The sequence below is a fragment of the Corynebacterium sp. TUM25020 genome, assembly GCF_056388495.1.
On the sequence record NZ_JBWJFG010000003.1, the window covers coordinates 261,135 to 282,374 of the forward strand.

The following is a 21,240-nucleotide window of genomic DNA, read 5'->3' on the forward strand; positions in this document are numbered from 1 at the left end:
CTGTTCCTTTGGTGACTAGTTCAGGCCGGCGTAGGAGTGCAGGCCGGAGACCACCATGTTGATGAAGAAGAGGTTGAATACCATCGTGGCGAAGGCGAAGACGTTGATCCACGCCGACTTCGGGCCACGCCAGCCCGGGGTGGCGCGGGCGTGCAGGTAAGCGGCGTAGAGAATCCAAGTGATGAAGGATACGGTCTCCTTCGGATCCCAGTTCCAAAAGCGTCCCCATGCAGCATCCGCCCAGATGGCGCCGAAGATGACGCCCAGGCCGAAAATCGGCAGCGCCCACACGGCGGTGCGATAAGCCAGCGCGTCCAGCTTGCTAGCCTCTGGCAGCGGAGCGGCGAACGTCCGCAGCCAACCCTTTTCCTCGCCCTTCGGCTGTGCACGGCGTACCAGATACATCAGCGAAGCCATGCCGGAGATCAAGCCGATGCCGGCGCCAATAGAGACCACGGATACGTGGATGACGAACCAGTAAGACTGCAGCGCCGGTACCACCGGAGCGGTCTCTGCGTATAGCTTGGTGCCTGCGTAGAACAGCAGACCCACGACCGGGGTCAGAATCCATGGCCACATCACACGCATGGCCTTACGGCGCACCATAGACGCAGCGATGACCATGGCAAACAACGTGACCACGCCGACGTATTCGAAGAGGTTGCCCCACGGGAAGCGGTTCGTAGCCATGCCACGCAGAACCACGAACACGGCATGCATCGCCACGGCCAGCCAGACCAGAGCCTGAGTAATACCACCCAGTTTGTCCGCGCGATTCAGAGACTTGGTTACCTGCTCAGAGCGCAGGCGCTCGGGCAGTTGTGCTTCGAAAACCGCATAGTCAGGCTCCTCGGCCCTACTTTCGTCAGCAACCGAATCCACCCCAGCGCCAACGCCCGCACCGACGGCGACCTTCGCAGTGGAGTTGACCTTCGCAGATTCCGTGGCACGTAGCTTCTCCAGCTCAACGGCGCGCTGGTGGCGACGGTCATTGGCCATACGCACAATGCCGTAGAACACAAGCGACACGGCAAGGGCCAGCAGATACAAAGCCTCCGCGGTGCGGAAGGCTAAGTCGGAGAAATCGGATAGCTGTGGATCGATCTGCATCGAAAATCCTTCTAAAGAAAAGTCTTAAATCGCTACAAAGTGACAGCTTAGCCCCTGTTCACGCGCTTCCACAATCACCTATCTGGGTGAGAAGACAGGTGATCGTCCACGTGATCTTCCCAATCGGCAGTGTCCACGTCGTAATCCTCGTCGAGGGCTTCTTCTTCCAACCCCAGTACGCGCTCGGCGCGACGGTTGAATTCCTTACCCCAACCGGCGGAATCTGTACGGGAAAGCCCGGCGATCTGGATACGCGTGCCGGTACCCTCAGGGGTCACGCGTACCCAGAAACGACGACGCTTCACAGCCAGGGAGCCGACCAAGGAAACCAGCATGAGCAGGGCGAACACCAGAACCCACGTGGTAGTTGGGTCCTTGGAAATCTGCAGATTCACAAACTCCTTTGCCCCATCAAAGGTGATCTTCGTGCCGTCGTCCAAGGTGACGGACTCACCCTTCGTCAGGTTCACTCGGTCCAGCATCTGCATCTGACCGGAATGCAAAGCCTCACGATCCAGCGAGAAGATGTTCTGGCTACGGCCACCGTCCAGGCCAGTATCACCGCGATAGACGTCGATGGCCACTGCCGGATCCCGCATCGCCGGGAAGTTGGAGGAAAGGATCTTCCCCTTTGGACCGGTCCACTCTGCCGACGGTGCAAATAGTCCTTGCAGCGAAATCTGGTGCTTGCGCCGTTCCTGTAGGTCGGGGTACATACCTGCCGGCGGGTCCCAGCGCACCGCACCGGAGGACAAGAAGTAGGTCATGTCGTCCGGGCGGAACTGTACGGTCTCGGTGCGCTTTTCTCCGTTCGGCCACGTAATGGTGAACGTTGGAGCATAACCGTGCCCCTGCAGGTACACACGGTTGCCCTGGAAGCGCAGTGGGTGGTTCACCTTGAGCGTCTCGTGCTGCCACTGATCCGTGGACTTAAAGGCGGTCTCCTTGTCGGCAAAGTCAATGTTGGACTCAAAGCCCACTGCCTGGCCGTTTGGAAGATAGTCACCCTTGAAGTCCTTGACGTGAACACAGAAGGGGGTCAGCCCTGTGCCGTCGAAGAGCGGACCATTGCGGAAAGAATCGTAGTTAGACACCGCGGAGTTGCAGAACTGCGACTGTTCGCCCTCGGTGCCGGACACCACGATGACTTGTCCCTCGTAGTAGACCATCTTGCCCGCCGCCACGGCGATGAGAATGCCAACCAGCGACAAGTGGAACACCAGGTTCGCAGCCTCACGCAGATATCCCTTTTCCGCCGAGATGGACCATGCCCCGGCGCGGTCGTTATCTTTATCGACCTCGTTGAGGTTCCAGCCCTTGAATTCCTTCCGCAGGGATTTCTGTACCTCTTCCACCGGTTCATCGACGGTGCCGGAGTAGTGATACGGCATGCGGTCCAAGCGTTTCGGCGCCGGTGGTGGGGAGGAACGCAGTGCCTTGTAGTGGTCAATGCTGCGTGGCAGGATGCAGCCGACTAGGGAAATGAAGAGCAACACGTAGATGGCCACGAACCACGTAGAGCTAAAGACATCGAAAAGCTGCAACTTGTCGAAGACCTGGGCGGTCTTGCCGTTGGCGTCAATATATTCGGCAACCTTGCCCTCGTTGAGCGACCGCTGTGGTAGCAGCGCTCCCGGGATCGCAGCCAGCGCCAGGAGGAAAAGCAGCACCAGGGCAGTCTTCATCTTCGTGAGCCACAGCCAGCCCTTCTTCGGCAGGCTCAGGATCGTCTTCAGCATGGTTGCTCTCTCGTACTTTCGCTTTCTCGTTTTTATTGACGCCTACTTTTTCGACGCCCCGCTCGGGTCAGTAACCCGGGCAGATCAGATCGGCAAGGTCTTATCCGAGATAAAGACCTCTCGGATGTAATCCACAAACACCGACCATTGGCCGGTGACCAGCAGCAGACCGACGATGATAAGTAGTGCGCCACCGATCATTTGGATTGTGCGGGAGTGCTTACTTAGCCAGCCGATCCCCGTCAGTGCCTTGGAGGATCCCAATGCCACGACAATGAATGGTAGCCCGAGCCCCAGACAATAGGCGACGATGAGGATCACACCCCGGGCGGCTGTCATCCCCTGGGTACCGGCGGAAACCGAAATGATCGAAGCAAGCGTGGGGCCTAGGCAGGGGGTCCAGCCCAGGGCGAAAACTCCGCCCAGCAGAGGCGCGCCGGCGATAGTCGTCCAGCGCTTGGGACTCAGGCGTGTGTCGCGTTGCAGCGGGGAGATGAACCCCATGAACACCACACCCATGGCGATCGTCACCACGCCACCAATGCGCATTAAGAGTGCTTGGTTCAAAGTCAGGGCGCTGATCACGCCGAAGACTGTGGCCGTGGCCAGCACAAATACGACGGTAAAGCCCAACACAAACAACAGTGCAGCAGTGGCCACCCGGCCACGCCTGGCCTTAACCACCGTGCCTTCTTCGGTGAATTCAGTTTCCGCGCCAACGACTCCCGCTAGGTAGGAGATATAGCCCGGCACGAGTGGGATGACGCACGGCGAGGCGAAGGAAACCAGGCCCGCAGCCGCAGAGACCAGCAGTGCAAGCAACAACGGACCGGCGGCTGCCGTATCCGCGAAGGTCTCTCCAATCGACTCCGCGAGGATCATTTATTTGTCCTCATTCAACAGCGGTTCGACCTGCTCCCACAGTTCCTTATCCGTGATTTCCTTCAAGAAGATATGTGCCGGGCGATGCTTCTTGTCCAACACAATGGTGGTGGGGATGACGGAGGCCGGCACGCCGCCTAGTGCCAGAGCAGTCTTAAACGGCGGATCGTAAATCGACGGGTAGGTAATCCCGTTATCCTTCACGAAATCTTGTGGCTTCTCCTTAACACTGTCTCGCACGTTAATGCCCAGGACGGTACCGCCTCCGTGCTTCTCCAGCTTCTCCTGCACTCGTTGCAGGTCATCGGATTCACTACGGCAGGGGCCACACCACTGACCCCAGGCATTGAGCACCACGACTTGTCCCTCGAAGTCACTGAGGTTGATGTCCTTGTCGCCATTCAGGTTTGTGCCGGTGAAGTCAGCGACCTCTTTGCGCTCCTCGGGCTTGTAGTGGATGCTTGTCTGTCCGCCGGGAGACACGAATTCAAACTTGCCGCCACTAGCCACGGCATTAGTACCTGCGGTGTTGTCTTCGCCGCACGCAGCAAGTGCCGCGCCGCTGGCAAGGAGGCAGACCGCAAGCGCTGCGGTGGTGGTTTTACGCACGGTTAAATCTCCTGTGCTGGCTCGGAGTAAAAGATATCCGTCAGGTGTCCGCCGTCGTACACCAGCGAGGTCACAGATGCCAGCTCGCACTGTCGATCCGCTGGGTTGTGTGCCAAAGGCAGCCCCTGGACGTCGCGTTGGATCATCACGATGGGCAGCTGGTGACTCACCAATACGGCTTCATGCCCTCGCGCCTTTTCACGCGCGGTGTCAATGGCCTGCCACATGCGTTCGGCGATCTCCTGGTAAGGCTCACCCCAACTGGGAATGGTGGGGTTCTTCAGCATCGGCCAACGCTTCGGATTCCACAGAGCACTGCGCACACCCTTGATGTGCAGACCCTGCAATTCGTTACCCGCCTCGATGATCCGCTCGTCCGTCGTTACGTCCAGCCCGAGCTTCTCTGCAAAGGGGCGGGCGGTTTCTTGCGCCCGCTCGAGTGGGGACGCGGCCAGGTAAACCACATCGTGATCAGCGAGGTCAGAGGCGGTGGCGTGTGCCATGTTCCGTCCTCGCTCGGAGAGGTGATAACCGGGCAGACGGCCATAGAGAATGCGATCCGGATTGTGCACTTCTCCGTGCCGTACAAGGTGAACGATCGTTGCCATGGTCACCTAGCTTAGCGTGCCGACCACCTCAACCCAAGTAAGGCGATCCCTGCTTTAAGGGGTTCTTACTGGGGTTTTAGCTTTGTGGTATCAGGCTTCAGCGGGTGGGGGTGGCTACCGCAGCAGCCGCGGCGGCTGGAGCGGCAGCTGCCGCGATCTTCTCAAAGTCCGCATCGCTGAGCGCCGTAGAGACGAACCAGGTCTCAAACACGCTCGGCGGAGCAAATACCCCAGCGTCCAAGAAGGTGTGGAAGAACGCCGGGTAGCGGAAGGTATCTGCTGCCTTCATATCGGCGAAGTTCGTGCCCTCCCCCTCGGCAAAGCGCACGCTCAGCATGCTTCCTGCACGCTGGATGTTGTGAGCGACGGAGGCCTTGGTCAAAGCATCGGACAGGATGCCTGCCAAAGTGTCGGCATTCGCATCGAGTTTCTGGTACGCGGCGGCGTCAGCGAGCTTCAAAGAGGCCAGACCCGACGCAACGGCGACGGGATTGCCCGACAACGTGCCTGCCTGATACACCGGGCCGACCGGCGCGAGGTGGTCCATGATCTCCGCCTTACCGCCAAATGCGGCGGCAGGTAGGCCGCCCGAAACAACCTTGCCGAAGGTTGTGAGATCGCCGGCCACACCGTCCTTGCCGAACCAGCCGGACTCGGTGACGCGGAAGCCAGTCATGACCTCATCGACGATAAGCAGAGCGCCATTGGCGTGGGCGATACGCTGCAGCTCTGCATTGAAGCCCTGCGGGTTTACCGTGCCCATGTTGCCCGGCGCGCCTTCGACAATGATCGCGGCAATTTCGCCCTCGTGGGAGGCAAAAGCATTCTCGACGGCCTGCACGTCGCTGTAGGGAACCACGACAGTGTCGCCGGCGGCGGCCTTAGTGATGCCCGGGGAATCCGGCAGGCCAAAGGTAGCGACGCCTGAACCAGCCGCAACCAGTAGCGAATCCACGTGGCCGTGGTAGCAGCCCTCAAACTTCAGGATCTTGTCGCGTCCCGTATAGCCTCGCGCCAGACGAATAGCGGACATGGTGGCCTCAGTACCCGAGTTGACCAAGCGCACCTTTTCTACCGAGGTGCGGCGGACGATCTCCTCCACCAGATCCACCTCCACCGTGGTCGGGGCGCCGAAGGACAGGCCATGGCCTGCGGCCTCACGGACTGCCTCGACGATCTGCGGGTGAGCGTGACCGTGAATCATCGGCCCCCAGGAGCAGAACAAATCCACATAAGAGTTCCCGTCGATATCGTTCAGCGTGGATCCCTGCGCGGAGGTGATAAACGGTGGGGTTCCGCCTACCGACCCGAAGGCGCGAACTGGCGAGTTCACACCGCCCGGGATCAGGGCACGTGCCCGATCCATGGCCTCGGCACTGGCCTGATGGTTGGAGTTGTCAGAGTGCTGCGCATCGACGTTGACAGACACGAAAGGAATCCTTTCCGCCACTTCCGGAAAAGTGGTTAGCTTGCAATCCCCACCAGCCTAGCGCGGCTAGGCCTGTGCCTGGTCAATCTCCTCGTCCAATGCCTCAGCACGGGCTAGAGAAATAGCCTCGGCGCGTTGCTTCTCCTGCTTGCGCAGTTCGCGGATCTCCCTACGACGGGCTACCCATCCCTGCCACGAGTGCGTCTGGCGCAATGTGCCCCGCGCGTAATTGCGGTGCAGGATACGCGCGCTGCGACTTTCGATCAGCGTAGAGCTGAGCAGCATAAACAAAGTTGCCAACAGTGGGTTAAGCACACCGGCAACGGCTAGCATCGCGCCGACGACGTTATAGGTCCAGGACAACCACACATTCCAGTCAGTGGTGTTGCGCACGTGGCGAACCAAATTCACCAGCTCCGGCAGAGCCGATACGTCCTCGCGCTGCATCACCACGTCCGCCACCTCAGAAGCAGTCGGGTCAATACGGTTCGAAGAGGCCATGAGGATGCCCACGTCCGCCACTCGTAGGGCACCCAGCACATCACTGTCACCCACCATTGCCACGCGCACACCCGCGGCGTGCACACCGCGCACCGTCGCCTCCTTGCGGTTCGGCGCAATACCTGCCAGCACCGTGGAGATGCCAATAGAGTTAGCTGTGCGGCGAGCCACCGGGTAGATGTCGCGGGAGAGCATATAGGTCTCCAACTGCATGTCTTCCAGCCGATCAATGGCAGCCGGGGCATCGTCCTTAAAGCTATCCGCCAGGCTAATTACCCCGCGGTCCTTGCCCTTCCAGCTCACGATGACGGGGGAACCGCCGCTCAGCACGGCAGTCGCCAGGTGTGGATCGCGCACCTCACCGAGGTCATGCGGACGCCACAGACGCGCCTTCACATTGCGCATCTCCCCTTCCACTGGCAGCTCTACCATGCCCTCGAACGTGCCGTCCTTGGTGATCTTCACTTCACCGACATCCAACCAATGCGGGATCCCCTCCCCACCTGTACCCGCGTCACGTGCTTCTCGATCGGCACGCACCAGCGCGCGAGAAACGGCGTGGTTCGATTCCAGGGAAAGCGCTCCCGCCACGCGCAGGATCAGATCCGGGTTCTCTCCCTTGGAAGGGGTTACGCCGATGACGTGCATCGGTCCTTCAGTGAGAGTGCCGACTCGGTTGAAGATAATGGCGTCAACCTCAGCGAGCTTGTGAATCGTACCCGTATCGCGCAGCAACGCGCCGGAAGTGGCAGCACGCCAAAGTCCCAATCGCAGCGCCAGCGGAGCGGACAGAGCCAATGCGACCGGAGCCACGACGGCCAACAACGAAAGCACCGTTGCCATTGCTGCGTCAACGGACTTGGTGATCGCCAACCAGGCAATGAAGTCTACAATGGCCAGGCCGAACGCCCACGGCACCAGCAGGCTGGCGGTGCGGTTTGTCAGCTGGGACAAACGGGTTTCGTCCAAAGCTGAACCGCGCACCCACCGGTGCATCGCGGCCAGGCGGGTAGAGGAACCTGTCGCATGCACGCGCATCTTCAATGCGGCGCCGTGGTTTCGGGCGCCGGCGTAAATCCGATCGCCAACAGAGACCTCAAAGGTACGGTGCAAACCACCGACCGGCCCCATGTCCACAAGGGACTTACCGCTAATGATCTCGCCATCACTTGGCACCATCATGCCGGTGGGGATGATGATGTCATCCCCCGTGCGGATCTCCGCAATCGGAATGTTCTTCTTTTCAGTCTTCGACTTGCGTGTCTTGCGCACCACCGTGACTTCCTTGGCCGCGGGCACCGTGAGCACGGACAAGATCGACTTGGAGCGCAGCGCGGTCCGGCGGGATAGCAACCTGCCGAACAGCAGCAGGATCGTTCCGCCACAGGCCACGTCAAAGAACACTGCACCTTCGAGGTGCTGGGTAGACCACACGCCTGCGAACAGCACCTGGTGGCTCTGCCAGCCCACATTGCCAGCCGAGGAGAAGATCAACATGCACGCCGAGTACACATAGGCCAATAAAATCGCCACGGAACTGGCACCGTCGAGTGCCGATTGTCCGCGCCTAAGCCCACCGAGGAAAGCCCGGTGGAAAGGCCACGCGCACCATGTGACCACCGGGGTGGCTAGTGCGAGGCAGATCCACTGCCAGTAGTCGAACTGCCAGGCGGAAACCAGCTGCATTACCACCACCGGTAACCCAAGCAGCACAGCGACGATCAGCCGCATGCGGGTAATGAGCTGCCGGGCGGTGTGTAATCCTTCCGTCGGGTCGAAGGGGTTATTGCGCCGGAACCGCTCGAATTCCACCTTGCCTGCATCGCGTCGTTTGCGGCTTTCTGCTGCCGCCCACGCGCGTCGGTGGGCACTGGCGTGGCGCCGCATACGTCGACGGGTTTCCTCAATCTCCAGCCTGGCGGCGCGACGGCGGAGCGAGGAATCGGTCAGCCAGCTATCTAGGTTGTGTTTTTCCAGCACCTCTTGGATCTGCGTCAGGCTCACCTGATCTTCTGCGGAGATCCACACCATTCCCGTGGAGTACACCACGGCGGCCTGCACGCCCGAGATGTTGTTGAGTTCGGTTTCTACGGTGGTGGCATCCACCGCGCTTTCCAGCCCCTCCACTCGATAGGCGAAGCTGGTCAACCCCCAGTGCTCCTGGGTCGCGCGTTCGACTTCTTCCGGCGACTGGGGAGAGCGATCCATGTCGAAGCCAGCCTTCGCCGCAGCCTCGCGTGCCTGCAGGATGGCTTCGTCGACGTCGTCGACCTCCACGGAAGATTTGCTCGCGACTCGGCTACTGGTCGGTACGATCTGAGAATCGTTTTCTGACATTTCTCCTAGCCCCGCAGTGTGTCTCCCGGAAGGGTGCCATCGCCCTCGACGGGAGCTTCGGTCGACGGTTTCCCGGCGTCAAAATAGGGATTGGCAGCGGGCCTGTAGGCCAAAAGCAACGCTACGGCCAACAGCAACGCCAAAACAGCCTGCCCCGGTCCGGTGAACTGGAAAACCCACCCTGCCAGCATAAAGAAGATACCGATCGCACCAGCCCACAGCACCAGGCGTCGCTTGCTGCGATTACCATCACGTATGCCGCGGGAGAAGAACGCCAACACGGCGCCGACCACGATGCTGATTGCACCGAGAATGCGCACATTGTTGCGGACAAAGTTCATGCGCTCTGCTTCCTCGGGATTCAGCGGTTCGCGATCCCACGAGGCTGTCAACGACAGAACCCCAAAGAAAATCATCAGTATCCCCAGGATCAGCAGCATCGCAAACGAGACAATAACAATGCGTGGTGTGGGGTCGCCCGGCTTCCAATAGTGGACCTTGCGGTTTTGGTCGTCACCGCTCGGCACCATCGAAGGGAACATTGCAGGCATGCTTAGCGCCCTCCCCAGGTGTGGTCGTTGTGGTTGGTGCGGTCGCTGTCCTCGCCCGTGCCTGCGTTTGTCTTGGCGTTCGCCTTTTCCTTTGCCCTGTCCCTGTTTTCTTTTTGACGGTTTTCTTTTTGACGCCGCGTCTCCGCCCGATACTCGTCGAGCTCCTTGGCGTACTTATCCATCTCCTTGTCGCTGGGGATGCCCAACCAATCACGGTTATCCGGGCGGGACATAAACCAGAGTCCCAGCGCGGCACCCACTCCAGAAAGAATGGTCAAGATGCCAATGATCAGCACGAACCCTACGGGCATGTACTCTGGCCCGCTAGCAAACGTGATGAGCACTGCATTGAAGATCATGAACACGGAGGCCACGTTGAGGAAGAGACGCGAGTACGGTGCGCCCCGTCCCGCACGCCAGGCCAGGTATGCACAGACGGCGGAAGCAATAATGCCCCACACCAGCGAGCTGATGTTCACCTGCGTGGCGATCTGCGAAGCATCCTGATCTGCCAAAACGCTGGCGAACAAGCCGCTTTGGCTGTCCAGCATCCCCTGGCTGCTCTGCGTCAGCGCACGTGGATCCACAATGTTTGCCACGAATTGCACCACACTGGCCAAGAGCTGTAAAACGGCGACGCTCAGCCATGCCCACACGCCGTAACGTACGTCCTCTGGCGCGTTCTTGATATCCGGAGCTAGGCCGTCTTTGCGGCCCACCTTCGGCGGCTTCGGCGGTTTCGAGGTGCCCAGCGGCTCCTGCTGCCCTGGGGCTCCCTGGGGTATGCCATACCCCTGTGGCGCCATCGGTGGCCGCTGCTGGGAGCCGGTGTGCGGCCCACCCATCTGGCGTGGATCTTGTTGTTGGGTATTCATTCGTGCGCTGCTGTCGGTGCTGTTCATACAGCCACCTAGCCTACTGTGATTACTGTCGTTTAAGCATCTTTGCCATTGAGCGTCTGGGCTACGCGGGTGGCCCAGTAGGTCAGGATGATGTCTGCTCCGGCGCGACGGATGCCGTACATGGATTCCATAATCGAAGCGTCCAGGTCAATCCACCCCTTGTGGGCGGCGGCGGAGATCATCGCGTACTCCCCGGAGACCTGGTAGGCCGCGACCGGCACCGGAGAAATATCAGCTATTTCACGCAGCACGTCCAGGTATGGCATTGCGGGCTTGACCATAACCATGTCCGCACCCTCGTCGATATCCAGTTGGGTTTCCAAGATGGATTCCCGTAGGTTGCGCGGATCCTGTTGATAGGTGCGGCGATCGCCCTGCAGCGAGGAACCAACGGCCTCGCGGAAAGGTCCAAAGAACGCGGAGGCGTACTTCGCGGAATACGCCATGATTGACACGTCCTGGAAGCCGGCATTATCCAGTGCTTCACGGATGTAGCGAATCTGTCCATCCATCATTCCGGAGGGGCTCACAATGTGGGCGCCGGCCTCCGCCTGGGCTACTGCCATTTTGGCGTACTGCGGCAGGGTGGCGTCATTGTCAACGATCTGGTGGCCAAAGCGATCCGTGGAAAGTACACCGCAGTGGCCGTGGTCTGTGAACTCGTCGAGACAGGTGTCGGCCATGACCAAAATATCGTCGCCGAAACGCTCTCGAACGGCGCGCACCGCGTGGTTGAGAATGCCATCTTCGGCCACCGCCTGGCTACCGGTTGCATCCTTGTCTTCGTCCCGGGGCACACCGAACAGGTCGATGGAGCCCACGCCCGCCTCCGCAGCTTCTTCCACTGCGCGCAACAGCGAATCCTCGGTGTGCTGTTGCACCCCCGGCAGGCTCGTAATATCGCGTGGCGCATCCAGCCCATCAGCGATAAACATCGGCAGCACCAGCCTGTTGGGGTTCAGATCCGTCTCCGCAGTGAAATTACGCATCTGCGGGGACGTACGAAGTCGGCGGGGACGGCGAAACGGGGTGTAGTTCGAAGTCATGTCCACGATGCTACTCCCGCGCTCGGACGGGAGTTCATCGCCCCGTCACGCGGTCGCCGAGGTGCTTATCCGCCGGTCAGTGCTTTACTTTTCGGTGGTCTTTTTCCGACGCCGCCTCCGCTTTCGCGGCGGCGGAAGTTGTCCCTTGGCGCGCAGGTCAGCGACGTGGGCAGCGAGGGCGTCAACCAGCTCCGGTACCCCAGCTGCTTCGGGCATCACGTCGACGCGCAGGCCATGCTCACGGGCGGTCTGCGCGGCCATCGGCCCGATGCAGGCGATGATCGTGCGGTTATGCGGTTTGCCGGCGATTCCCACCAGATTCTTCACGGTCGAGGAACTGGTGAAGCAGACCGCGTCGAAACCACCGGTTTTGATCATGTCGCGGATCTCCGGGCTCGGCGGGGCGGCGCGGACTGTACGATAAGCCACCACGTCCTCGACGTCCCAGCCCAACTCAATCAGGCCATCGACCAGCACGTCTGTGGCGATATCTGCGCGTGGCAGTAGCACACGGTCCACCAGATCCAGGTCTGGATCGTGCGGTGGGAAGACATCCACCAGACCAGCGGCATTACGTGCGTCATCCTTGGGCAACAGCTCAGGCGTGATGCCCAGATCTTTCACCGCCTGAGAGGTCTTCGGCCCTACAGCGGCCACGCGCACACCTGCAAGAGCGCGGGCGTCCAGGCCAAACTCACGAAGCTTGTCCCAGACGGCCTTCACGGCATTAACGCTGGTGAAGACGATCCAGTGGTAGCGACCGTCCACGAGCCCCTTGATTGCGCGTTCCATCTGTACGGGACTGCGCGGCGGCTCGACGGAGATCGTGGGAACCTCCACCGGGATTGCGCCGTGCGAGGCTAGACGGGCGCTCATTGGGCCGGCCTGGTTCTTCGCACGCGGCACCAGGACGGTCCAGCCATAGAGTGCGCGGTTTTCCCACCAGGAGTATTTGGAGCGGTTGCCGACCTGGGAACCGATAGTCACGATCAGCTCATCAGGCAGCTCGCCGTCCTTGGCGGCTGGGCCGGACTGCGTGGTGATGGACTTCATCGTATCCAGCGTGGCGTCGTAACTGCGCTGGCGGCGGGTGGTGCCGTGCAGTGTCACTGTCGCGGGGGTGTTTCCCGCAATGCCACGGGACTTCAGTTCCTGTGCGATTGTGGCCAGGTCGTCCGGGGCTGCGGTGATTATCAGCGGCAAGCCGGCGGCGGCCAGCTGATCCCAATCAGTTCCGCCGCGTACGTCCGCCTCGGTAACGTCAGGTCCTACACCGATGCCGGTGAAAGCGGGCACGGCCACGGAACCTGTCATGCCCGGGATCACCTGGAAGTCCACGGAGCTGGCCGCGACGTGCTGCAGCTCATCCATGACGGCCGGGTTGCTCAGCGGATTACCGGCGACGAGTCGCACAACGTCGTTGCCTGCCTTTGCACAGGCGATCATCTGCTCGGCCAGCACGTCTGGGGCTACGGCCAGGGAAACTCCAGTGGAATCGAGTTCTTCCGCGGACTCGCCGGAGGTCTGTTCTTCCGTAGCCTGCGGAGTATTTTCCGTTGCCGCCGGGGCAGCCAGCACGATCTCGGCAGCGGTCGGCGGGGCGGGGCGCGGCGGACGACGGCGAGCGCCAGCTTCCTTAGCTGCCTTTACCTGTGCCTCCCACTCAGCTTCGGCGGCATCCAGCTTGGCCTGCGGCACCGGGAGCCGGGTGGCAATGATGTTCCGTACGGATCCCAATACAGCCGGGTCGACCCAAGCGTGAGCGGTGGTCTCCAGAATGTCGCGCGCACGGATGGTCAACAGCTCCGGGTTTCCGGGGCCCGCGCCCACGAAGAGGATCCGGCCGTGTCCAGTGGGAGCCAGGTCGGCTACTGACGCCACGGTAGCGGAATCAGTGCCTCCTACCTGGGCAAATCCGGAATCGGTCATGGTGGAACTTTCTATTTTGTCGGGGTTATTAAGATTTTTTGAAAGCAGTGCTCAACAGGAAATGTGAATGTCTCCAGGACTTTTGGCACTTCGCTGCCGAGTTGAAAGGGCTGTGATTCATCCCCTGAGGGCGTCACAAAGAAAGTGAGTTAATCGGCTTCAGCCACTATCTCGGCGGCACCATCCTTGAGAAGGTTTTTGCCTATGTCAGTGCCTATGGCTCTGGCGGCATCTATGTACTCCTGCCAACGGGGTTCCTCAGCTGCCGGGAATCCCTTATCAGAGGTGGGAGATGGTATGTCGAAGGTAGCTTCGCCAACCTGCACTAATTTGCGGGATCCATCCATAGCGAATACGCCACCGAATACGCGCAGAACGTGCTGTTCCGGCGCACTGTCTGCGGTGTCCTCCGGCTCTGTCCACAGGGAATACGCCGCTACGGGGGCGGTGCAGCCGGCTTCCAGGGTGGAAAGGACGGCACGTTCCGCGACGGCAGCCATGTGGCTGGGCAGGTGATCCAGGTGGCTAACCGCCTGCCAGGCAGCGTCATCGTCAGCGCGTACCTCCACGCTCAACGCACCCTGAGCTGGCGCGGGCATGATCGTGCTCGGGTCGATCGACTCGGCAGCGCGGTTCAGCTGTCCGACGCGCTCCAACCCGGCGCGGGCTAGAACCACCGCATCCAGATCTTTTTCCGTGCGACCCATGCGGGTATCGATATTGCCGCGCAGTGGCATTAGTTCCAGGTCGGGGCGGACTGCCCGAATCTGGGAGACACGGCGGGGAGCAGACGTACCTACCTTGGCGCCTTGTGGCAGCTCCAGCAATGCTTCGCCATTGCGGCTCACCAACACCTCACGCGGATCCACTCGCCGCGGGACTACGGTGCGAAAACGTGGGTCGGGTGCGGTGGGCAGATCCTTGAAGGAGTGCACGGCGACATCACATTCGCCAGCTTCGAGAGCCTTACGCAAGGTCTCAGTGAAGACGCCCACGCCGATCTGCGCGACCGGTGTCTGTGCGGCCTGCGAGGCATCACCCGGGGTATGGACGAGGTGCAGTTCTGCCTGGTAGCCCGCAGCGAGCATGGCTGCGCGGACATGACTGGTCTGAGTGGTTGCCAGGGCGGATCTACGGGTGCCAATCAGGAAAGTGCGGCTGTGTTCAGCGGTCGGGTTAGGCGTGGTATTGGACATGAAAAGTCTTAAGCCTCCTTCGCTACCTGGCTAATACGGGCAGCGCTTGGGATTTGATCGGCGCGGGCAACGGTTCCTGTAGTAGATCTCACAGTCTGGGGTGTGCCTGCTTTAACCTGCCCCGGCTGCGTAACAGAATCCACCATGCCGTTCGGCAAGTTGAACAACGCCGCGAGCGCATCCGGGTAACTAACCTGCTGGCCTCCGGCGGAAAGCTTCTTTGCCTGCACCGTCGGCGTGTGCAACAACTTATCCACCACACGCTTCATCGACTTAGCTACTGCTGCGCGATCCGCTTCGGACATGTCGGGGGTCAGGCGCTCCAATGCCATTAGCTCCTCGGCCATAACCTCACCGGCCTTCTTACGCAGAGCCTTAACAGTGGGCACCACGGACTGCGCACGCTGCTGTTCCAAGAAGCTCTGCAACTCGTTAGCGACGATCTCTCGGGCGGGATCCTCGTCCTTCACACGTTCGCCCGCCATCGTGGTGAGTTCCTCGATGTTCAGCAGCTTGACGCCCTCAACGTCGGCCACGGAACGCTCAATGTCCGCCGGCATAGATAGATCGATCAGCACCTTTGTCCCGGCGCTGGAGGCAGAACCGAAGCCAGCCCCGGCATCTACCGCGGCTCGCACGGCCTGTTCGGTCACGACATTTCCGACAGCACCGGTCGCGGATACCACAATATCCACCGCATTCAGGCAATCCGCCACTCCATCAAGTGGCACAGCAGAGGCATCCACCCCGGCTTCGCGAGCATGGTTTACCAAGTTCTCCGCCCGCGACAGCGTGCGATTGGCCACAGTCACGTGGTCGATACCCAGCTTCCCCAGGTAGGTCGATGCCAGGGAGGCCATAGCTCCCGCTCCAATGATCAGCGCGCGGTGGCCTGCCAGGGGTTGGGACGTAGGGGCGTCATCCACAACAGAGGAAAGAACGTGCGCGGGCTCGACATAGCGCAGAGCTTGATCCACCGCGAAGGAGACCATGGAAGCACCTGCCGAATCGATGCTGGTCTCGGCGTGTACGCGCTTACCCGTGCGCAGGGCGCGCTGCGTCAGATCGTGCAGGGTGCGCCCGACTGTGCCCGTTTCATTGGCGGACTGATAGGCGCTGCGCAGCTGGCCGATGATCTGCTGCTCCCCCACGACCATGGAATCCAGCCCGGAAGCGACCTTCAGCATATGTTCCGCCGCGGAGTCGGCGTAGTGCACATACAAATGCGGCTCCAAGTCCGCGGCCTGCAAGCCAGAGAACTGCGCAACCGTCTCCACCACATGATCCAACCCGGAGTGGAAGGCGTTGGCGACAGTGTAAAACTCCATGCGGTTACACGTGGACAGCACAAGAGATTCGGAAATCACATCGTTATCCACCAACGAAAGCTGCAGCTTAGGAAGATCCGCATCAGCCACCGAGGCCTGCTCCAGCATCGTCACCGGCGCCGAACGGAAAGACAGCCCGACCAGCAACACCGACGCGGAACCAGTCCGGGTGTTACTACTCATTTGTCTTCAGGCCTCCTGCGGGGATCACTTAGGGCGGCAGCACGTGGCTCACCCCCAAGTTGTTACGAGTGTCTACGGTAGCCCTTAACCCACCCCGTTGCCAAAACGAGTTCCCACGGCTGATATATGGGGCTCGCTGGGCTCCCCTTGCGCCCGATCGATTCAGTTAGTGGTTCTGTTCCAGCGCTGCGATCAGGTCATCGTCGTCGATTTCCCAGCAGGCGACTTCCTCGTCGTCGACGAGCACGACCGGTACACGATCGCCAAATTCTTGTGCCAATTCTTCTTTTTCCTTTGTGACGCCACCACGGTCCAGTTCAATCACTTCCACCGTCGTGCCATAGCGATGTGCGATGGGGAGGATTTGCTGGTGTACGCGGGCACAGGATCCGCAAGTCGAACGGGTAATCAGCTGCACGCGTACCTGCGGCTGCCCAGCTGTGGCGAAAGCATTATCTGCTGCGATGTTGTCGGAACTCACGGGTGATCATGCTACCCGTCAGCATGGACGGAACAAGCGCTCTTGCAGAGGGACGCTTATGCGGTGCTTTCAGGGTAACTTTGTCTATGTGAATGAAGCGCCTGATCTGGAACCGTCGAACACCCCCAAGCCAGGCCCTCGCTGGCGCGCGGGTTGGCGCGATACCAGTAGCGAATGGCGTGGTTACCTGCGCGCCCTGTCGCTGAGCGCCAGGGCATATTTCCGCGAGCTCCGCGACGAGCGCGCTGCAAAGGTTCGCCACGCAGATCATGAGGCCGCTACTGAGCATGAAGTAAAGGAAAAGGTGGCGTCGTCTCCAAACCTACAGGTCGGGTACGGCACCGGGGCGCCACAAGCACTGTGGGAGCTCAGCGAAGCGCAGCTGGATCAGCTCGCGCACAACTACGCGATTGACGGCAATCAGCTACGCACCGGCCTAGCGAACCTGGAAGGTGCGGGCATCGCAGCGATGCCGCCGCGCCACCTGGAACATCCGGATCCATCGATTCCGCAGGACACGGGCGTAGGTGCATTTTTCGACGTGGACAACACGCTCATCAAAGGAGCTTCAATTTTGCTCTTCGCGCGTGGCCTGGCGAAGCGTCGCTTCTTCACCGCCCGGCAGCTACTTGGCTTCATCTGGGTGCAACTGAAGTTTCGCACATTGGGTAAGGAAAGCGCCGACGATATCTCCAGTGGCCGCGAACAAGCCCTGGCACTCGTGAAGGGACGTAAGGAGTCCGAGGTTATCGAGATGGCACAGGAGATCTGGGACGCGACCATAGCGGAGCGAATTTTCCCGGACACCAAGGAACTGGCCGATATGCATATCCAGGCAGGGCAACAGGTGTGGTTGGTGACGGCCTCGCCAGTGCAGCTGGCTCAGATCATCGCTAAGGAGCTTGGCTTCACCGGCGCATTGGGCACGGTGGCCGAGGTAAAGAATGGTCGTTTTACCGGCCGCATGGTCGGTGACTTGCTGCATGGTGAGGAAAAGAAGCATGCGGTGATCGCCCTGGCGAACTACGAAGGGCTGGATCTGAGCCGTTGTACCGCATACTCCGATTCCGTAAATGACCTGCCAATGTTGTCGACCGTGGGCACGGCGGTGGCTATTAACCCGGATTCGAAGCTGCGAAAGGCTGCGACCGAGCGGGGCTGGGAGGTACGTGACTATCGGCGACTACGCCGCATGCTCCGACGAGTAGGTGGCCTGCGCCTTGCCCTAGGAGCCGGTGCACTGGGGCTGGCTAGCGGTTGGGCGTGGGTTTGGCGGAAGCAGTCCCGCTAGCGCCCAGTGTCACCCCGCAAGCACGCAAAAACCCACCGGGGCTGCGCCTTATATCGGGGCGTCCGCGGTGGGTTTATTTATATGCGGCAGCGGAGGTTACTTACCGAGCTTCCTACGCTGAACGCGAGTCCGGCGCAGCATCTTGCGGTGCTTCTTCTTGGACATGCGCTTGCGGCGCTTCTTGATGACAGAACCCATGGGGTAAGCCTCGTTTCTCTCGGTTAGTTATCTCTTCAATGCAAAGGTCTGCTCCCCCACCGCCGGACCTTTTACGGCGGCAGGGAAGATGTGTCCTCGAATGTGCGCGAGCCGCCGCGACGGGCGACCGCATAAGAGTTTGCTCACACTCGCAGACACGAATGTTCCACAGTTTAGCCTCCCCCACCGCGGAGAAACAAAAATCCCCCATCACCGGGTCAGCGGTCGAAGCCACTGAGTACCGATAATGGAGGACTGTTGTTTCTGCTAAATCAGACCGTATCTGAGAACTACAGGTACGGTTCTTTAGCCGGTCTGGCCGGGGTTGTACTCGGAAGCTCCGAGGTACGCATCAACGGCAGATCCGCGAACACGGAAGTTGCGGCCAACCTGAACGGCAGGCAGCTCCTCCGAGTGGATCAAGCGGTAAACAGTCATCTTCGACACGCGCATCAGATCAGCGACCTCTGCGACGGTCAGAAATGTTCCATTATCGGTGTTAGCCATAGATCATTCTCTTTCTTTTGCGCTCTCATGCGCTGCAGGCTTCCCCTCCTGCAGGACGTCACACGTGATCGCTCGCGAACCATCATAACGTGAAACCTGTGAACAATGTGCAACAAGGGGAACCATTGAGGGCAGTTTGCCCCGAGTGACTCACGCAACTCGGGGTAATAAAGCTCACGCCAGTGATCGCTCGTGACTGGATTGAACAGGCGTGATTTGTGTTAAATAAATGTGTCTAAAAAGATCACTGGGGTCGACTGTGTAGCGGTGAAACTAACCCCAAATGGGCGTGACGCTACCGCTATGCGCCGAACTAGTCGTCGTTGTTCGCAGACTGTGCACTCGGCTTCGGCGCACCCAGCTCTTCAGAACGATCCTTACATGCCTCCATCGCACGGTAGAAGGCTCCGCGGAGGCCGGACTCTTCCAGCTCGCGCAGAGCCGCCGCCGTGGTACCGCCCGGGCTTGTGACCTTGGTGCGCAGAACAGACGGTGTATCCCCGCCCTCGGCGAAGTTCTGGGACATCATGGTGGCCGCGCCCTGCACGTTAGCGATAGCCAGCTGCTCCGCCAGCGGGCGTGCCAGCCCCAGCTGCACTGCCGATTCGATCATGGCTTCCACAACCAGGAAGATATAGGCCGGACCAGAGCCGGACACAGCCGTCACCGCATCCAGGTCCTTTTCCTTGACGATGACAGCCTCGCCGACCTTGGACATGATGTCCTGCACCGTCTTCAGCTGACCCTCTTCGGCAAAGCGACCGCCCGCAATACCGATGGCGCCCTGACCGACCAGCATTGGGGTATTCGGCATTGTGCGCACCACGGTGGTACCGGCCGGCAAAGTGGATTCCATAGTGCCGATGGTGACGCCCGCAGCCAGGGAAACCACGATCGTGTCCTGCGAGTTGCTATCCAGCACCTCCGCCACCTCATCCAAAACAATGGGGACGATGTTGGGCTTCACACAGATGAAGAGGATATCGGTACCTTCAGCAGCCTCGCGCCCCTCGTGGGCGGTGACCATGCCGTACTTATCCTTCAGCTCGTCGAGTCGCTCCTGCGACGGATCCGCAACGATGATTTTCTTAGCGTCTGCGGCATCCTTCGTATCCGCAACGATTCCGGCCAGCAGGGCCTCGCCGATATTTCCTCCGCCAATAATTCCAATTTGAGTCATATAACCCAGCGTGCCAGGATTGGCGGCTTCCTGCTACCTCCCCGCTGGCTCCCCCCATGCCAGTGAACATATCGGGCTTCTATAGCCCCTGAACCAAACGCGGCCCGATCGTGAGCACGAGTCCAACGACGGCTGCGAGGATCATCAGCAGCTTGTCGCGGTGGCGTAGCAGTGCGTGTACCAAGCCGACGAGCAGCAGCGTCACGGCGATTGCCAGTACCAGTGCCAAGATCGTCGGCGCCTTGGCCCATACCAGGCTGAATCCGAAGAACACGCCCACGCCCACAGCGATAGCAAGGATCGCCTGCAGGATCATCATTGGCCAGGAAATCGTGTCGTCTTCGTATTCGACGACTTCGCCATCCTCGAGAGTGCGCTCGAGCTCCGCGAACTGCGCCCGCTCGTCACTCGACACGCCAGGCGCGGCTGCAGCTGTTACTGCCTTCTTCTTTGCGCTGTCTTTTTCGCGCTTTGTGACGCCACCCTTTTCAGGGGTCTTAGCGTCAGTACCCGAAGCCGCCTCAGTCGCAGCGGTGCCTGCAGCCGCGGTTCCTGCGGCCGTGCCGGCTACTGCAGACTTGGATGGCTTGATCGGCTTGGTGACCTTGGTGGCCTTAGTAGTCTTAGCGGGTTCAGCGGGCTGAGTGGACTGAGTGGGCTGAGTGGGCTCAGCGGGCTTTTCCGCTACGCGACCACGCGCAACATCTCCAAAGGTAGGCTCCGTTGCCTTTCGCTCTTTTGGCGCCTCGGCAGCCTTCTTTGGGGAAGACTCAACGTTGGAAAGCTGACCAGTCTTTTCCTCCGGGCGCTCCGAAGTGCGGCTCACGGAACGCTGATCCTGCTGGATCTCTTGCGTAGTTGCTGGCTCTTGTTTCGGTGCTGCGGGCTTCTCAGTTACCTTCGCAGCCGCGTCTTCCGGCTTAGCTGCCTTAGCTACGTCGTCCTCAGTCTGGACTACTGGAATGGAACCCGTCAGCTCGGCAACGGACACGCCGCCCTGTTCCAAGTTGCGGTGACGACGTCGACGCCGGCCAGTGTCAGCGGAACTGCTTTCTCGCCCATTGCGGGCGAGGAGTTCGGCGACTGTCAGCTTCTCACTCATCCATTGATCCCATCACTTGACCACCTGAATAGCAGAGGCACGAGGCATTCGCCTACGTTCTGCCCTCAAGTGTCACTTTAAACATATGTCTTCAAACAGAGTACTGTACTCCCCCGCACCTGGCTTGGAGC

At 60.3% G+C, this 21,240-nt stretch carries 19 protein-coding genes; 1 reads left to right on the plus strand and 18 read right to left on the minus strand.

All coding sequences use genetic code 11. The features are described from left to right. Positions 1 to 15: 15 nt before the first annotated feature. From ccsB to AC05K6_RS05775, 14 genes are all read right to left on the minus strand, one after another. On the minus strand, positions 16 to 1,110 hold the full coding sequence (ccsB, locus tag AC05K6_RS05710; protein ID WP_476728003.1) for a c-type cytochrome biogenesis protein CcsB: 1,095 nt from the start codon (positions 1,108 to 1,110) through the stop codon (positions 16 to 18). Positions 1,111 to 1,184: 74 nt separating this feature from the next. Next, the gene (locus AC05K6_RS05715; protein WP_476728004.1) at positions 1,185 to 2,849 is read right to left on the minus strand and encodes a cytochrome c biogenesis protein ResB; all 1,665 of its coding nucleotides are present in this window, start codon (positions 2,847 to 2,849) and stop codon (positions 1,185 to 1,187) included. An 84-nt stretch (positions 2,850 to 2,933) separates the two neighbouring features. After that, positions 2,934 to 3,731 carry a cytochrome c biogenesis CcdA family protein gene (locus tag AC05K6_RS05720; protein WP_476728005.1) on the minus strand — a complete coding sequence of 266 codons (798 nt, stop codon included), beginning with the start codon at positions 3,729 to 3,731 and terminating at the stop codon, positions 2,934 to 2,936. Continuing rightward, positions 3,732 to 4,340 (minus strand): TlpA disulfide reductase family protein, encoded by a 609-nt coding sequence (locus AC05K6_RS05725; protein WP_476728006.1) that lies wholly within the window; start codon positions 4,338 to 4,340, stop codon positions 3,732 to 3,734. Positions 4,341 to 4,342: 2 nt separating this feature from the next. Next, entirely contained in the window at positions 4,343 to 4,948 is a 606-nt protein-coding gene (locus AC05K6_RS05730; protein ID WP_448307812.1) for a histidine phosphatase family protein, read from the minus strand. A 97-nt stretch (positions 4,949 to 5,045) separates the two neighbouring features. Further along, entirely contained in the window at positions 5,046 to 6,377 is a 1,332-nt protein-coding gene (gene hemL / locus AC05K6_RS05735) for a glutamate-1-semialdehyde 2,1-aminomutase (RefSeq protein WP_476728007.1), read from the minus strand. A 66-nt stretch (positions 6,378 to 6,443) separates the two neighbouring features. Next, positions 6,444 to 9,215: a heavy metal translocating P-type ATPase gene (locus AC05K6_RS05740; protein ID WP_476728008.1), complete on the minus strand. Its 2,772-nt coding sequence runs from the start codon at positions 9,213 to 9,215 to the stop codon at positions 6,444 to 6,446. A gap of 5 nt (positions 9,216 to 9,220) precedes the next feature. Continuing rightward, complete coding sequence (locus tag AC05K6_RS05745; protein ID WP_476728009.1) at positions 9,221 to 9,757, minus strand: hypothetical protein; 537 nt, start codon at positions 9,755 to 9,757, stop codon at positions 9,221 to 9,223. Between the two features lie 11 nt (positions 9,758 to 9,768). After that, entirely contained in the window at positions 9,769 to 10,668 is a 900-nt protein-coding gene (locus tag AC05K6_RS05750) for a hypothetical protein (protein WP_476728010.1), read from the minus strand. A 32-nt stretch (positions 10,669 to 10,700) separates the two neighbouring features. Further along, the gene (gene hemB / locus AC05K6_RS05755; RefSeq protein WP_476728011.1) at positions 10,701 to 11,714 is read right to left on the minus strand and encodes a porphobilinogen synthase; all 1,014 of its coding nucleotides are present in this window, start codon (positions 11,712 to 11,714) and stop codon (positions 10,701 to 10,703) included. An 84-nt stretch (positions 11,715 to 11,798) separates the two neighbouring features. After that, on the minus strand, positions 11,799 to 13,643 hold the full coding sequence (locus AC05K6_RS05760; protein WP_434828317.1) for a uroporphyrinogen-III synthase: 1,845 nt from the start codon (positions 13,641 to 13,643) through the stop codon (positions 11,799 to 11,801). 149 nt (positions 13,644 to 13,792) lie between these two features. Next, complete coding sequence (gene hemC, locus AC05K6_RS05765) at positions 13,793 to 14,839, minus strand: hydroxymethylbilane synthase (protein WP_476728012.1); 1,047 nt, start codon at positions 14,837 to 14,839, stop codon at positions 13,793 to 13,795. A gap of 8 nt (positions 14,840 to 14,847) precedes the next feature. Continuing rightward, positions 14,848 to 16,350 (minus strand): glutamyl-tRNA reductase, encoded by a 1,503-nt coding sequence (locus AC05K6_RS05770; RefSeq protein ID WP_476728013.1) that lies wholly within the window; start codon positions 16,348 to 16,350, stop codon positions 14,848 to 14,850. 166 nt (positions 16,351 to 16,516) lie between these two features. After that, positions 16,517 to 16,831, minus strand: a complete 315-nt coding sequence (locus tag AC05K6_RS05775; RefSeq protein WP_476728014.1) for a glutaredoxin family protein — start codon at positions 16,829 to 16,831, stop codon at positions 16,517 to 16,519. Positions 16,832 to 16,919: 88 nt separating this feature from the next. Between AC05K6_RS05775 and AC05K6_RS05780 the strand changes: the two genes are divergently transcribed. Continuing rightward, positions 16,920 to 18,122: an HAD family hydrolase gene (locus AC05K6_RS05780; RefSeq protein ID WP_476728015.1), complete on the plus strand. Its 1,203-nt coding sequence runs from the start codon at positions 16,920 to 16,922 to the stop codon at positions 18,120 to 18,122. Between the two features lie 96 nt (positions 18,123 to 18,218). On the opposite strand, the gene AC05K6_RS05785 is transcribed toward AC05K6_RS05780, so the two are convergent. From AC05K6_RS05785 to AC05K6_RS05800, 4 genes are all read right to left on the minus strand, one after another. Further along, entirely contained in the window at positions 18,219 to 18,320 is a 102-nt protein-coding gene (locus tag AC05K6_RS05785; RefSeq protein WP_003855542.1) for a 30S ribosomal protein bS22, read from the minus strand. Positions 18,321 to 18,626: 306 nt separating this feature from the next. After that, complete coding sequence (locus AC05K6_RS05790; RefSeq protein ID WP_293792386.1) at positions 18,627 to 18,827, minus strand: helix-turn-helix domain-containing protein; 201 nt, start codon at positions 18,825 to 18,827, stop codon at positions 18,627 to 18,629. Between the two features lie 313 nt (positions 18,828 to 19,140). After that, positions 19,141 to 20,007 carry a pyrroline-5-carboxylate reductase gene (proC, locus tag AC05K6_RS05795; RefSeq protein ID WP_448307801.1) on the minus strand — a complete coding sequence of 289 codons (867 nt, stop codon included), beginning with the start codon at positions 20,005 to 20,007 and terminating at the stop codon, positions 19,141 to 19,143. Positions 20,008 to 20,086: 79 nt separating this feature from the next. Then, entirely contained in the window at positions 20,087 to 21,109 is a 1,023-nt protein-coding gene (locus AC05K6_RS05800) for a DUF2157 domain-containing protein (RefSeq protein WP_476728016.1), read from the minus strand. Positions 21,110 to 21,240 lie beyond the last annotated feature (131 nt).